The following is a 13,252-nucleotide window of genomic DNA, read 5'->3' as shown; positions in this document are numbered from 1 at the left end:
CCGGCAAGTCGTTGATTTTACTGGGGCGAATTTGCCGTATTGACATTGTATAGACGCTGTCACCGATGCGCGGCCTTGGCCGGCCATCGGGACGCATTTCCGGTCGGCATCATCCTGCGGGAGACGACACTCGACGAGGCCGTCAGCGGCGGCGACGTGCAGCTGACCGGCGACCAGGCGAAGCTGACCGAGGTTGTTTCCTACCTCGACACCTTCCCGTTCTGGTTCAACATCGTGACGCCGTAACCGCGGGCCGGCCATCGGGGCATCCGCGGGGTCATGCCGCCCGGAAAGGCGGCGTGACCCCCTTCGGCATCCGCGGAGCGGCGGCGGCGTGCTGACGCCGGCGCGAAACGGGGGTCTGGATCCGCGGGCGCGGCGTGCCAGATTGCGTCGAGGCGCATCCGACGGGAGATGGACCCATGCCGACGGCCCCGATCGCTCCCTACGACGAGAGCGTGCGGCACCAGCTGCGCGTGCTAATCAAGGCGGTGAACCGGACGCCGGGCCGGGCGCGGCTCTATCTGCTGGCCGGCGCGCTGCTGCTCGTCATCATCGCCACCGCGGTGATGCAGGTGCAGCTCAACGCCTGGAACCGGCCCTTCTACGACGCGATCGAGCGGCGGGACCTCGACGAGTTCCTGCGCCAGCTCGGGGTCTTCTTCATGATCGCCGGGGTGCTGCTGGTGCTCAACGTGGCGCAGACCGGCTTCAACCAGCTGATCCGGGTGCGGCTGCGCGAGCTGGCCACGACGGACCTGATCGGCAACTGGATGACGCGCAAGCGGGCGGCGCGGATCGGGCGGGCGGGCGAGATCGGGGTGAACCCCGACCAGCGCATCCAGGCCGACACGCAGACGCTGACCGAGCTCACCACCGATCTCGGGGTCGGGCTGGTGCAGGCCTCGGTGCTGCTCGCGAGCTTCATCGGCGTGCTCTGGCTGCTGTCCGAGGGCGTGGTGCTGCCGGTCGCCGGGCGCGACCTGGTGATCCCGGGCTACATGGTCTGGGCGGCGCTGCTCTATGCCGGGACCGGCTCGCTGGTCTCCTGGCGGGTCGGGCGGCCGCTGGTCCGGCTCAACACCGACCGCTACGCGCGCGAGGCGGAGTTCCGCTTCGCGCTGGTGCAGGGGTCCGAACGCGCCGAGGGGATCGCGCTCAGCAACAGCGAGGGCGACATCGTGCGCGGGCTGGAGGCGAGCCTCGCCACGCTGGTCGGCCTGCTGCGGCAGATCGCCTCCGCCCGGGCGCGGCTGACCTGGGTGACGGCGGGCTACGGCTGGGTGGCGCTGGTCTTTCCGATCATCGTGGCGGCGCCGGGCTATTTCGCCGGGCGGCTCTCGTTCGGCGAGCTGATGATGGTGGTCGGCGCCTTCAACCAGGTGCAGCAGTCGCTGCGCTGGTTCGTCGACAATACCGCCTCGCTCGCCGACTGGCGGGCGGCGCTGCTCCGGGTGATGAACTTCCGCCAGGCGCTGCTCCAGCTCGACGAGGTGGAGGCGCAGGCGGGCCTCATCGAGCGGCGCGAGGATCCGGCGGGCCGCTTCCGGCTGGAGGCGGTGCGGGTCGAGACGCGGCACGGCTGCACCAGCCTCGTGCCGCGCGATCTCGAGGTGGCGCCGGGCGAGCGGGCGCTGATCCTCGGCAATCCCGGCTCGGGGCGGACGAGCTTCTTCCTCGCCATCGCCGGGCTCTGGAGCGCCGGGTCGGGGCGGATCAGCGTGCCGCCGGACGCCGATGTCGCCTATCTGACGCAGCGTCCGTTCCTGCCCGCGGATTCGCTGCGCGGGGTGCTGACGGCGGAGGGCGCCACCGACGGTGACCCGGCACTCGTCGCCGCGCTGCGGCGGGTCGGCCTCGACAGCCTCACGGGGGCGCTCGACCATGTGGCGCGCTGGGACCGCGACCTCGGGCTGGGCGAGCAGGAGCGGCTCTCCTATGCGCAGCTGCTCCTCGCCCGGCCGAAGTGGCTGATCTGCGACGAGGGGCTCGATCCGGTGGAGGAGGCCAACCGCGAGATGCTGCTCGCGATCCTGCGCGACGAGCTCGCCGGGACGGCGGTGGTCAACATCTCGCAGCGCCGGGAGCCGGCCGGCTTCTACGGCAAGGTGGTGAAGCTCGTGGCGACGCCGCTGGAGAAGGCGGAGCCGCCCGCGGAGGCGGCCGAGCGGAAGGTGGCCGGTGGCTGAGCCGGGGGGTTCGGGCCGCTCGGCTCAGCCGCGCTCGGCGGTCTCGGCGAGGGCGTTCATCTCCTCGACGATGCGGGAGAGGAGATAGGCCGCGGCGTCGTTCTCCTCGCGCAGCGCGGCGACCTCGGCGGGGGAGGTCTTGTGCGAGGCCTCGGTCTCGAGCTTGAGGGCGTTGGCGGCGAGCATGGCGGACTTCGCCTCGGCGATGCGGGCGCGTTCCTCGGCGTGGCGGATGCGCTCCTCGGCGGCGCGGAGCTGGTTCTGCAGCTCGGTCATGCTGTCGGCGAGCATGAGGCCGGCGAGGAGCAGCATGCGCTTCTCGGTCTGCAGGCCCACCTCGCCGATGCGGGCGGCCTCGGCGTCGAGCAGGGCGCCGGCGCGCTCGAGCGAGGCCTCCTGGCCGGTCTCGCAGGCGACCTCGTAGACGCGGCCGCCGATCTCGAGGATGAGCTCGGGCATGGTCAGACCTCCTCGATGAGCGGCTTGAGCTGGGCGATCAGGTCGTCGAGCGCGGCGACGTCCTTGTCGCGCTTGACGCGCAGCCGCTCGAGCTCGTCGGCGAGCTCGGCCTTCTCGCCCTCGAGCGCGGCGATGCGCTCCCTGAGCGCCTGTTCGCCCGGTTGCGGCCGCGCGGCCGCGGCCTTGGCGGCGAGAGCGTTCCGGAGCCGGTCGAAGGCCTCCGCGAGCTTGGCTTCGAGGTCTGTGATCTGACTCATCTCTGCGCTTTCAGGTCGTGGTTGCCCGTTTTAGGCAGCCGCTCGGCACAATGCAATTGCCAGCGAGGGCGCCTTCGACGGGAGTCCCCGGATCCGCTTGACCACCCTGCGCTGGCTGGTAACAGTTCGCCACCCCCGGTGCCTGCGGCTCAGGCAGGTCCCGCAGCCAGGAAAGGCCGTTCCGGTGAATATCTCCGAGCTCCGCCAGGCCCACCCCGACCACTGGATGAAGGCGGCGGCGATCCGGATGCTGTCGATGGACGCGGTGCAGCGGGCGAACTCCGGGCATCCGGGGATGCCGATGGGGATGGCGGACGTCGCCACCGTGCTCTTCGAGCGGCACCTGAAGTTCGACGCCAAGGCGCCGCACTGGCCGGACCGCGACCGTTTCGTGCTTTCGGCCGGGCACGGGTCGATGCTGCTCTATTCGCTGCTCTACCTGACCGGCTACGAGCAGATGACGCTCGAGGAGCTGAAGAACTTCCGCCAGCTCGGCTCGCGCACGGCCGGGCATCCCGAGTACGGCCATGCCGAGGGGATCGAGACGACGACCGGGCCGCTCGGGCAGGGGCTGGCGACGGCGGTGGGGATGGCGATCGCCGAGCAGTCGCTGGCGGCGCGCTTCGGGCGGAAGGTGGTGAACCACCATACCTGGGTCATCGCCGGCGACGGCTGCCTGATGGAGGGGATCAGCCACGAGGCGATCGGGCTCGCCGGCAAGCAGAAGCTCGACAGGCTCATCGTCTTCTGGGACGACAACGGCATCTCGATCGACGGCAAGGTGATCCTCAGCGACGTGACCGACCAGAAGGAGCGGTTCAAGGCTGCCGGCTGGTCGGTGCATGAGTGCGACGGGCACGATCCGGACGACATCGAGCGGGCGATCGTGGAGGCGAAGGCGTCGGAATGGCCGGCGCTGATCGACTGCCACACGCACATCGGCTTCGGGGCGCCGACCAAGCAGGACAGCAAGGCCGCGCACGGCTCGCCGCTCGGCGACGAGGAGATCGCGAAGATCCGCGAGATCTACGGCTGGCCCTGGCCGCCGTTCGAGGTGCCCGAGGAGGTGCTGCGGGCCTGGCGGAAGATCGGCGCGCGCGGGGCCGAGGCGCGGGCGGCCTGGAAGGAGGCCTTCGGCAAGCTCTCGGGCGCGAAGCAGGCCGAGTTCGAACGGGTCTTCGCCGGCGAGCTGCCGAGGAAGCTCGGGCCCGCGCTTGCGGCCTTCCGCAAGGCGACGAGCGAGGCGGCGCCGAAGGTGGCGACGCGGAAGTCGTCGGAGATGGTGCTCGAGGTGGTGAACGCGGCGATGCCGGAGACGCTCGGCGGCTCGGCGGACCTGACCGGCTCGAACAACACGCTGACCAAGGGGCTCGGGGTGTTCGACCCGGAGAACCGGGCCGGGCGCTACATCCACTACGGCATCCGCGAGCACGGGATGGCGGCGGCGATGAACGGGATCGCGCTGCACGGCGGATCGGTGCCCTACGGGGGGACCTTCCTCTGCTTCGCCGACTATGCGCGCGGGGCGGTGCGGCTGTCGGCGCTGATGGGGGTGCGGGTCGTCTACGTCTTCACGCACGATTCGATCGGGCTCGGCGAGGACGGGCCGACGCACCAGCCGGTCGAGCATCTGGCGATGCTGCGCGCGACGCCGAACCTCAACGTCTTCCGCCCGGCCGACACGATCGAGACGGCGGAGGCCTGGGAGCTGGCGCTCGGGAGCCTGCGGACGCCCTCGGTGCTGGCGCTGACGCGGCAGAACCTGCGGACGCTCCGGACGAAGCACACGCGGCAGAACCTGACGGCGCGGGGCGCCTACGTGCTGGCGGAGGCCGAGGGGCGGCGGCGGGCGATCCTGATCGCGACCGGGTCCGAGGTCGAGATCGCGATGGATGCGCGCGAGATCCTGCAGCGGAAGGGGATCGGGACGCGGGTGGTGTCGATGCCCTGCGAGGAGCTCTTCGCGGCGCAGGACGAGAAGTACCGCCGCAGCGTGCTGCCGGCCGGGCCGGTGCGCGTGGGCGTCGAGGCGGCGGTGCGCTTCGGCTGGGACCGCTGGCTGATCGGCGAGCGCGGGGCGGAGAGGAAGGCCGGGTTCGTCGGGATGGAGGGCTTCGGCGCCTCGGGGAAGATCGAGGATCTCTATCCGCACTTCGGGATCACCGCGCAGGCGGTGGCGGAGAAGGCCGAGGGGCTGCTCTGAGGCCCGGCTGACGATTGGGAGGGCGGCGCGTGGGCTGGAAGACGCTCGACGACATGGATCTCGCGGGCAAGGTCGTGCTGACCCGCGTGGACATCAACGTGCCGGTGGAGGACGGCAAGGTCTCCGACGCGACGCGGATCGAGCGCATCGTGACGACGGTGAAGGACATCCTCGCCAAGGGCGGCAAGCCGGTGCTGCTGGCGCATTTCGCCCGGCCGAAGGGCAAGGTGGTGCCGGAGATGAGCCTGAAGGTGGTGCTGCCGGCGCTCGAGGCGGCGCTCGGCCAGCCGGTGGCCTTCGCCCCGGATTGCGTGGGGCCAGTGGCGGCCGCCGCGGTCAGCGCGCTGCCGGCGGGGGGCGTGCTGCTGCTCGAGAACACGCGCTTCCACAAGGGCGAGGAGGCGAACGACCCGGAGTTCGCGCAAGGTCTGGCGGCGCTCGGGGACGTCTACTGCAACGACGCCTTCTCGGCGGCGCACCGGGCGCACGCCTCGACCGAGGGGATCGCGCGGCTGCTGCCCTCCTGCGCCGGGCGGCTGATGCAGGCGGAGCTGGGCGCGCTCGAGAAGGCGCTGGGGCGGCCGGAGCGGCCGGTGGTGGCGGTGGTGGGCGGGGCGAAGGTCTCGACCAAGCTCGAGCTGCTCGGGAACCTCGTCGGCCGGGTCGACACGCTGGTGATCGGCGGGGGGATGGCGAACACCTTCCTCGCCGCGCAGGGGATCGACGTCGGCAAGTCGCTCTGCGAGCACGACCTTCTCGGGACGGCGCGGGAGATCATGGAGAAGGCCGAGGCGGCGGGATGCACGATCCTCCTGCCGACCGACGTGGTGGTGGCGCGCGAGTTCAGGGCCGGGGCGGCGAGCGAGGTGGTGCCGGCGAATGCCTGCCCGCCCGACGCGATGATCCTCGACGCCGGGCCGGCGGCGATCGCCGCGATCGCGGCGGCCTTCGCCGATGCGCGGACGCTGGTCTGGAACGGGCCGCTCGGCGCCTTCGAGATCCCGCCGTTCAACGCGGCGACCGACGCGGCGGCGCGCCAGGCGGCGAGCCTGACGCGGGCGGGCAAGCTGCTCTCGGTCGCCGGCGGCGGCGACACGGTGGCCGCGCTCAACGCCAGCGGCTCGGCGGAGGCCTTCAGCTACGTCTCGACCGCGGGCGGCGCCTTCCTCGAATGGCTCGAGGGAAAGACGCTGCCCGGCGTCGCCGCCCTGGAAGACTCCTGAGAAACAGTCAGTTAACGAGGAACACGATGAAAGCCAGCCGTACCGTCCAGAAGATCCTGAGCAATTACGAGTCGGACAATCCCGGCGTGAAGGGCAACCTCTGCCGGATGCTGATGGAGGGCCGGCTCGGCGGCACGGGGAAGATGGTCATCCTGCCGGTGGACCAGGGCTTCGAGCACGGGCCGGCGCGGAGCTTCGCGCCGAACCCGCCGGCCTACGACCCGCACTATCACTATCAGCTGGCGATCGACGCCGGGCTGAACGCCTATGCCGCACCGCTCGGGATGCTGGAGGCGGGCGCAGATACCTTCGCCGGGCAGATCCCGACGATCCTGAAGCTCAACTCGTCGAACTCGCTGGTGCCGAAGGTGGCGGGCTACGACCAGGCGATCACCGGCTCGGTGGACGACGCGCTGCGCCTCGGCTGCGCCGCGGTCGGCTTCACTGTCTATCCCGGCTCGCAGCACGGGCTCGACATGTTCGAGGAGATCTCGGAGCTGCGCGAGGAGGCGGCGGCCAAGGGGCTGCCGACGGTCATCTGGTCCTATCCGCGCGGCGAGGATCTGTCGAAGGAGGGGGAGACGGCGATCGACATCGGCGCCTATGCGGCGCAGATCGCGGCGCTGCTCGGGGCGCATATCATCAAGATCAAGCTCTCCTCCGACCATCTCGAGCAGGGCGAGGCGAAGAAGGTCTACGAGAAGCAGAAGGTCGACGTGGCGACTCAGGCGGCGCGGGTGCGGCACTGCATGCAGGCGGCCTTCAACGGGCGGCGGATCGTGGTCTTCTCCGGCGGCGCGGCCAAGGGCCAGGATGCGGTCTACGACGACGCGCGCGCGATCCGCGACGGCGGCGGCAACGGCTCGATCATCGGGCGGAACACCTTCCAGCGCTCGCGCGAGGACGCGCTGGCGATGCTCGGCAAGCTCGTCGAGATCTACAAGGGCCGCGACTGACCGGCTGCCCGCCCCCCTCGCCGGCAGGGCGGCGGGCGGCTCGACCGCGGCGATCAGTTTCCCGCAAGGGTCGGGCGATCGGGCATTCCCTTCGGCCCGGTGATCTGGCATGCTCGCGCCGAGGCAGGAAACGAGCATAACAGGCTCAGATGTATCACGATCCCGAGCCGCGGCGCGGCATGTTCGGCGCGGTCTTCGTCATCGTCGTCGTGGCGCTGATGGGGTATCTCAGCTTCGCGGCGCTGCAGGGCGAGCATGGCCTGCTCAGCCTCTTCCGCATCGAGGCGCAGGAGACGCGGCTCGCGGGGGAGCTGGCGGCGCTCCAGGCGGAGCGGGCCAGGATTTCCAACAAGGCCGAGCGGCTCTCGACGGAGCGGCTCGACCTCGACCTGCTCGACGAGCAGGCGCGGAAGGTCCTCGGCCTCGGCCGGCCGGACGAGATCATCATTCCCTGAGTCAGCCGCGCGTGCGCTCCGCGAACGATTTCGGGGCTTTCGCCCGCCGCAAACCCGGCTATAATGAGATGGTTCAAGGCTAAACCAACTTATTTCTGTCTCGGGGGAACGTCGATGGTCGCAACGCGCCGATCCGCGAAGGCGAACGCATCCAATGCAGCGTCCAAGGACGATCTGCTGCACTTCTATCGCGAGATGCTTCTCATCCGCCGCTTCGAGGAGAAGGCGGGCCAGCTCTACGGCATGGGGCTGATCGGGGGCTTCTGCCATCTCTACATCGGCCAGGAGGCGGTGGTGGTCGGGCTGGAATCGACCACCAAGGACGGCGACCAGCGGGTCACCACCTATCGCGACCACGGCCACATGCTCGCCTGCGGGATGGACCCCAAGGGGGTGATGGCCGAGCTGACCGGCCGCTCGGGAGGCTACTCCAAGGGCAAGGGCGGCTCGATGCACATGTTCTCGAAGGAGAAGGAGTTCTACGGCGGCCACGGCATCGTCGGCGCCAACGTGCCGATCGGCGCGGGGCTCGCCTTCGCCAACCAGTACCGCGGCAACGACAACGTCGCCTTCACCTATTTCGGCGACGGGGCGGCGAACCAGGGCCAGGTCTACGAGACCTTCAACATGGCGAGCCTCTGGAAGCTGCCGGTGATCTTCGTGATCGAGAACAACCAGTATGCGATGGGCACCTCGCTGAAGCGCGCCTCATCGACCCCGGCGCTCTACACCCGCGGCGCCGCCTTCGGCATCCCCGGCGAGGCGGTGGACGGGATGGACGTGATGGCGGTCCGCGCCGCCGGCCTCAAGGCCACCGAGCACTGCCGCACCGGCAAGGGGCCGTACATCCTGGAGATGAACACCTATCGCTACCGCGGGCACTCGATGTCCGACCCGGCGAAGTACCGGACGCGCGAGGAGGTGCAGAAGATGCGCGAGGAGCGTGATCCGATCGACCATGTCCGCGATCTGCTGGTGCAGGACAAGCTCGCCACCGAGGACGATCTCAAGGCGATCGACAAGGAGATCAAGGCGATCATCAACGAGGCGGCGCAGTACGCGCAGGACAGCCCCGAGCCGGACGCCGCCGAGCTCTGGACCGACGTATACGCCTGAGGGGGGACGAGACCATGGCAACGCAGATCCTGATGCCCGCCCTCTCGCCCACGATGGAGGAGGGAACGCTCGCCAAGTGGCTGGTGAAGGAGGGCGACAGCGTCACCTCCGGCCAGATCATCGCCGAGATAGAGACCGACAAGGCCACGATGGAGTTCGAGGCCGTCGACGAGGGGACGGTCGGCAAGATCCTGATCGACGAGGGGACCGAGGGCGTGAAGGTGAACACGCCGATCGCCGTCCTGCTCGAGGAGGGCGAGGACGCCTCGGCCGCGGCTGCCGCCCCGGCGGCGCCGGCGGCGGAGAAGCCGGCCGCGGAGGCGAAGGCGGCGCCGGCGCCGACCGCGCCGGCCGAGGCGGCGGCGCCGAAAGCCGCGCCGGAGGTCCCGGAGGGGACCAAGTTCCGCAGCCAGACGGTCCGCGAGGCGCTGCGGGACGCGATGGCCGAGGAGATGCGCCGCGACGGCGACGTCTTCCTGATGGGCGAGGAGGTCGCCGAATATCAGGGCGCCTACAAGATCAGCCAGGGCCTCTTGGAGGAGTTCGGCGCGCGGCGGGTGATCGACACGCCGATAACCGAGCACGGCTTCGCCGGGCTGGCGGTGGGCGCGGCCTTCGCCGGGCTGAAACCGATCGTCGAGTTCATGACCTTCAACTTCGCGCTGCAGGCCATCGACCACATCATCAACTCGGCGGCCAAGACGCTCTACATGTCCGGCGGGCAGATGGGCAGCCCGATGGTCTTCCGCGGCCCGAACGGCGCCGCCGCGCGCGTCGCCGCCCAGCACAGCCACGACTTCGCGGCGACCTATGCGCAGGTGCCGGGGCTGAAAGTGGTGCAGCCCTATACCGCGGCCGACGCCAAGGGGCTGCTCAAGTCGGCGATCCGCGACCGCAACCCGGTGATCGTGCTGGAGAACGAGATCCTCTACGGGCGCAGCTTCGATGTGCCTGAGCTCGACGACTTCACCGTGCCGATCGGCAAGGCGCGCATCGCCCGAGAGGGCAGCGACCTCACCATCGTGAGCTTCGGGATCGGCATGACCTACGCGCTGCAGGCGGCCGACGAGCTGGCGAAGGAAGGAATCTCGGCAGAGGTGATCGACCTCCGGTCGCTTCGCCCGATGGACACCGAGACGGTGATCGCGTCGGTCAGGAAGACCAACCGCTGCGTCACGGTCGAGGAGGGTTTCCCGGTGTGCTCGATCGGCAGCTATCTGAGCTCGGTGCTGATGGAGAAGGCTTTCGACTATCTCGATGCACCGGTGCTCAACTGCACGGGCAAGGACGTGCCGATGCCCTATGCCGCGAACCTGGAGAAGCTGGCGCTGGTGACCACCGCCGAAGTGATCGCGGCCTGCAAGGCCGTCACCTACCGCTGAGGGAGCGCGCAAATGCCCATCAACATCCTGATGCCCGCGCTTTCCCCCACCATGGAGGAGGGCACGCTGGCCCGGTGGCTGGTCAAGGAGGGTGACACGGTCTCGTCGGGGACGGTGATCGCCGAAATCGAGACCGACAAGGCGACCATGGAGTTCGAGGCGGTCGACGAGGGCGTGGTCGGGAAGATCGTCGTCCCCGAAGGCACCGAGGGCGTGAAGGTCAACGACCTGATCGCCGTCCTTCTCGAGGAAGGCGAGAGCGCCGACGCGATCGACAGCGCCCCCGCAGCGGCAGCGAGCGCCTCGAAGCCGGAGGCATCTGCCACCCCGGCGCCGACGGCACCCGCCGGTGCGGCGCCGGCGGCTCCGGCACCCGCGCCGGCCGCGCCGGCCGCCGCAGGGGGCGGCCGGGTCTTCGCGTCACCGCTCGCGCGCCGCATCGCCGCCGAGAAGGGGATCGATCTCGCGTCGATCGCCGGCACCGGCCCGAACGGCCGCATCGTGAAGGCAGACGTCGAGTCCGCCCGGCCTGGTGCGGCACCGGCTCAGCCGGCCGCGGCCAAGGCGGCGGCTCCGCAGGCGGCAGCGCCCGCCGCGGCCGCGCCGGACGCGGAGGCGGTGAAGAAGCTCTATGCCGACCGGGTCTTCGAGGAGGTCAAGCTCGACGGCATGCGCAAGACGATCGCCGCCCGCCTCTCCGAGGCGAAGCAGACGATCCCGCATTTCTACCTGCGGCGCGACATCCGGCTCGATGCGCTGATGGCCTTCCGGTCGCAGCTCAACAAGGAGCTCGAAGCGCGCGGCGTGAAGCTCTCGGTCAACGACTTCATCATCAAGGCCTGCGCGCTCGCGCTGCAGCAGGTGCCGGACTGCAATGCGGTCTGGGCCGGCGACCGCGTCCTGAAGATGAAGGCCTCCGACGTCGCCGTGGCCGTAGCCATCGAGGGCGGTCTCTTCACGCCGGTGCTGCGCGATGCGGACCAGAAGTCCCTGTCGGCCTTGTCCGCCGAGATGAAGGATCTCGCGGCACGGGCGCGCAACCGCAAGCTGGCGCCCCACGAGTATCAGGGGGGCAGCTTCGCGATCTCCAACCTGGGGATGATGGGGGTGGAGAACTTCGACGCCGTCATCAATCCGCCGCACGCCTCCATCCTCGCGGTGGGCGCCGGCGTGACCCGGCCGATCGTCGGCCCGGCGGGCGAGATCGAGGTGGCGACAATGATGTCGGTCACGCTCTCGGTCGACCACCGGGTCATCGACGGCGCCCTCGGCGCCAGCTTCCTGGCTGCGGTCAAGGAGAACCTCGAGCACCCGCTGGGAATGCTCGCCTGATACGGAAAAACGCGGGGCGCATGCCCCGCGCTTTCTAGCGCTCAGCTGACGACGTCCGTCTCGGCGATGCGATGGTCCATCGTCTTCGAGGGCTCGGCGCAGCCGGCCTCTCCGACCACCCGGGCCGGCACGCCGGCAACCGTCTTGCAGGGCGGCACGTCCTGCAGGACGACCGACCCGGCGGCTATGCGACTGCACCCGCCGACGCGGATATTCCCCAGCACGGCCGCTCCCGCCCCGATCAGCACGCCGTCGCCGATCTTCGGATGCCGGTCGCCGTCCTCCTTGCCGGTGCCGCCCAGGGTGACCGAGTGCAGCATCGACACGTTGTTGCCGACCACCGCCGTCTCGCCGATCACGATCGAATGGGCATGATCGATCATGATCCCGTTGCCGACCCGGGCACCGGGGTGGATGTCGACGCCGAATACCTCCGAGGTCCGCATCTGGATGAAGTAGGCCATGTCCTTGCGCCCCTGCGTCCACAGCCAGTGGCCGATGCGGTAGCATTGCAGCGCCTGAAAGCCCTTGAAGAACAGAAGCGGCTGAATGTAGCGATGGCAGGCCGGATCGCGCTCGAAGACGGCCAGGATGTCGACGCGCGCCGAGACACCGAGCTGCCGGTCGCCCTGATAGGCCTCGTCGGCGAGCTCGCGCAGAATGAGCTCGCTCATTTCCGGCGATGCCAGCTTCTGGGCGATGCGGTAGCTGAGGGCGCGCTCGAGGCTGCTGTGGTGAAGAATGCCGGCATGCACCAGGCTGGCCATCAGCGGCTCGTCCAGCACGACCTGTTCGGCCTCCGAGCGAATCGTCGTCCAGACCGGATCGACCGCGGCGACGCTTGCTTGAGTCCGTGCCATCCGGCTTCCTTCGCTTGCCCGAGTCTTCACGGCGGAAACTCGTGCGTAACCCGGAAAAAATCAAGGGCGCGACGCTTAGACCGGGCGCGGCGGCTCGAGCTGAAGCACGTGCAGGGCAAGCCGGATTGTGCCAGCATCGAAGCTCCCGCCCTCCGCCGTCAGGAGCAGCGGCGTCGCCGCGTAGTAGGTGACGGGCGTTCCACTCAGCCCGACAAGGTAGGAATTGAGTCCGATTCCCAACCCGGCCCCGTACCGATCGGCCGCACCCGCCACCCCGATCTTCCAGCCGGTCAGGCCTGGCCCGGCGAGTGCTGTCACCACCCGCCCGGTCACGCCTGTCAGCTGCGCATGGCTCGGTATCACGACCGAGGTCGTGTTGCTGGGCCCCGGCGTCACTGCATGATCGAACTCGATGACCCGCCACCGCAGCGCCGAACCCTGCGGCGCGACAGCGACGGCGTCGCTGACCCAGCCGGCTCCGTCGAAGACCCGCGGCCCCGACAGGCCTTCGTCCCAGGCCCGCCACCCGATCTTGGGTACGAGATAGCTCCAGCCACCGTTGCTCCGGACCGCAATCCGGCCTGCAAGCCCGGCCCACTCTCCCGTCGCGCCCGCCGGCACCAGGTAGCTCTGTCCGTCGACGGCATTCGCCGGCGGCACCGGCAGGACCGACGAAACCACCCGAAGCTGAGCCGCGGCGTCCAGTCGAGCCAGCGCCTCGTTGACCGTCACATGCTTCTGCGCCTGTGCCGGAGCGACAAGCGGAAGACCCAGCTGGGCTGTCCTAGCCATCGAATTCAACCCTCTCAAACGGCCCCGG

Annotated in this window: 13 protein-coding genes; 9 read left to right on the top strand and 4 right to left on the bottom strand. The window is 69.8% G+C overall.

The genetic code is table 11. The features are described 5' to 3' along the window. Positions 1–75: 75 nt before the first annotated feature. Both Q0112_RS17560 and Q0112_RS17555 read left to right on the top strand, forming a co-directional pair. Entirely contained in the window at positions 76–246 is a 171-nt protein-coding gene (locus tag Q0112_RS17560) for an alkyl sulfatase C-terminal domain-containing protein (protein WP_297977307.1), read from the top strand. A gap of 176 nt (positions 247–422) precedes the next feature. Then, complete coding sequence (locus Q0112_RS17555) at positions 423–2,189, top strand: ABC transporter ATP-binding protein/permease (RefSeq protein ID WP_297977305.1); 1,767 nt, start codon at positions 423–425, stop codon at positions 2,187–2,189. A gap of 24 nt (positions 2,190–2,213) precedes the next feature. Here Q0112_RS17555 and zapA read toward each other — a convergent pair whose 3' ends face one another. Together zapA and Q0112_RS17545 are read right to left on the bottom strand one after the other, a co-directional pair. Continuing rightward, positions 2,214–2,648 carry a cell division protein ZapA gene (gene zapA, locus Q0112_RS17550; protein WP_297977304.1) on the bottom strand — a complete coding sequence of 145 codons (435 nt, stop codon included), beginning with the start codon at positions 2,646–2,648 and terminating at the stop codon, positions 2,214–2,216. Positions 2,649–2,650: 2 nt separating this feature from the next. Then, positions 2,651–2,905 (bottom strand): hypothetical protein, encoded by a 255-nt coding sequence (locus Q0112_RS17545; protein ID WP_297977303.1) that lies wholly within the window; start codon positions 2,903–2,905, stop codon positions 2,651–2,653. A 184-nt stretch (positions 2,906–3,089) separates the two neighbouring features. On the opposite strand from Q0112_RS17545, the gene tkt reads away from it, so the two are divergent. The 7 genes from tkt to Q0112_RS17510 all read left to right on the top strand — a co-directional run bounded on the left by tkt (position 3,090) and on the right by Q0112_RS17510 (position 11,572). Further along, positions 3,090–5,108, top strand: a complete 2,019-nt coding sequence (gene tkt / locus Q0112_RS17540) for a transketolase (protein ID WP_297977302.1) — start codon at positions 3,090–3,092, stop codon at positions 5,106–5,108. Positions 5,109–5,137: 29 nt separating this feature from the next. Further along, complete coding sequence (gene pgk / locus Q0112_RS17535; RefSeq protein WP_297977300.1) at positions 5,138–6,331, top strand: phosphoglycerate kinase; 1,194 nt, start codon at positions 5,138–5,140, stop codon at positions 6,329–6,331. A gap of 26 nt (positions 6,332–6,357) precedes the next feature. Then, entirely contained in the window at positions 6,358–7,287 is a 930-nt protein-coding gene (locus Q0112_RS17530) for a class I fructose-bisphosphate aldolase (protein WP_297977298.1), read from the top strand. A 149-nt stretch (positions 7,288–7,436) separates the two neighbouring features. Then, the gene (locus Q0112_RS17525; protein ID WP_297977297.1) at positions 7,437–7,742 is read left to right on the top strand and encodes a septum formation initiator family protein; all 306 of its coding nucleotides are present in this window, start codon (positions 7,437–7,439) and stop codon (positions 7,740–7,742) included. A 114-nt stretch (positions 7,743–7,856) separates the two neighbouring features. Continuing rightward, the gene (gene pdhA / locus Q0112_RS17520) at positions 7,857–8,858 is read left to right on the top strand and encodes a pyruvate dehydrogenase (acetyl-transferring) E1 component subunit alpha (protein ID WP_297977296.1); all 1,002 of its coding nucleotides are present in this window, start codon (positions 7,857–7,859) and stop codon (positions 8,856–8,858) included. A 14-nt stretch (positions 8,859–8,872) separates the two neighbouring features. Beyond that, positions 8,873–10,240: a pyruvate dehydrogenase complex E1 component subunit beta gene (locus Q0112_RS17515; protein ID WP_297977295.1), complete on the top strand. Its 1,368-nt coding sequence runs from the start codon at positions 8,873–8,875 to the stop codon at positions 10,238–10,240. Positions 10,241–10,252: 12 nt separating this feature from the next. Continuing rightward, a complete protein-coding gene (locus Q0112_RS17510; protein WP_297977294.1) occupies positions 10,253–11,572 on the top strand; it encodes a pyruvate dehydrogenase complex dihydrolipoamide acetyltransferase in 1,320 nt (439 codons plus the stop codon). Between the two features lie 41 nt (positions 11,573–11,613). Here Q0112_RS17510 and cysE read toward each other — a convergent pair whose 3' ends face one another. Beyond that, positions 11,614–12,432, bottom strand: coding sequence for a serine O-acetyltransferase (gene cysE, locus Q0112_RS17505; protein WP_297977309.1), 819 nt, complete (start codon positions 12,430–12,432; stop codon positions 11,614–11,616). Between the two features lie 75 nt (positions 12,433–12,507). Next, the coding region (locus Q0112_RS17500) for a DUF2793 domain-containing protein (RefSeq protein WP_297977293.1) at positions 12,508–13,252 on the bottom strand (745 nt) is incomplete at its 5' end.

The organism is uncultured Amaricoccus sp. (genome assembly GCF_937858865.1).
Lineage (GTDB): Bacteria > Pseudomonadota > Alphaproteobacteria > Rhodobacterales > Rhodobacteraceae > Amaricoccus.
Note: the sequence above shows the minus strand (reverse complement) of the source record. Positions and strands in the feature narration are given on the sequence as shown.

Bases quoted from the DNA above. Each gene is read 5' to 3' on its own strand.
- Q0112_RS17510 (WP_297977294.1), top strand. From the start codon at position 10,253: ATGCCCATCAACATCCTGATGCCCGCGCTTTCCCCCACCATGGAGGAG.
- Q0112_RS17555 (WP_297977305.1), top strand. From the start codon at position 423: ATGCCGACGGCCCCGATCGCTCCCTACGACGAGAGCGTGCGGCACCAG.
- Q0112_RS17545 (WP_297977303.1), bottom strand. From the start codon at position 2,905: ATGAGTCAGATCACAGACCTCGAAGCCAAGCTCGCGGAGGCCTTCGAC.
- pdhA (WP_297977296.1), top strand. From the start codon at position 7,857: ATGGTCGCAACGCGCCGATCCGCGAAGGCGAACGCATCCAATGCAGCG.
- cysE (WP_297977309.1), bottom strand. From the start codon at position 12,432: ATGGCACGGACTCAAGCAAGCGTCGCCGCGGTCGATCCGGTCTGGACG.
- Q0112_RS17530 (WP_297977298.1), top strand. From the start codon at position 6,358: ATGAAAGCCAGCCGTACCGTCCAGAAGATCCTGAGCAATTACGAGTCG.
- Q0112_RS17515 (WP_297977295.1), top strand. From the start codon at position 8,873: ATGGCAACGCAGATCCTGATGCCCGCCCTCTCGCCCACGATGGAGGAG.
- zapA (WP_297977304.1), bottom strand. From the start codon at position 2,648: ATGCCCGAGCTCATCCTCGAGATCGGCGGCCGCGTCTACGAGGTCGCC.
- Q0112_RS17525 (WP_297977297.1), top strand. From the start codon at position 7,437: ATGTATCACGATCCCGAGCCGCGGCGCGGCATGTTCGGCGCGGTCTTC.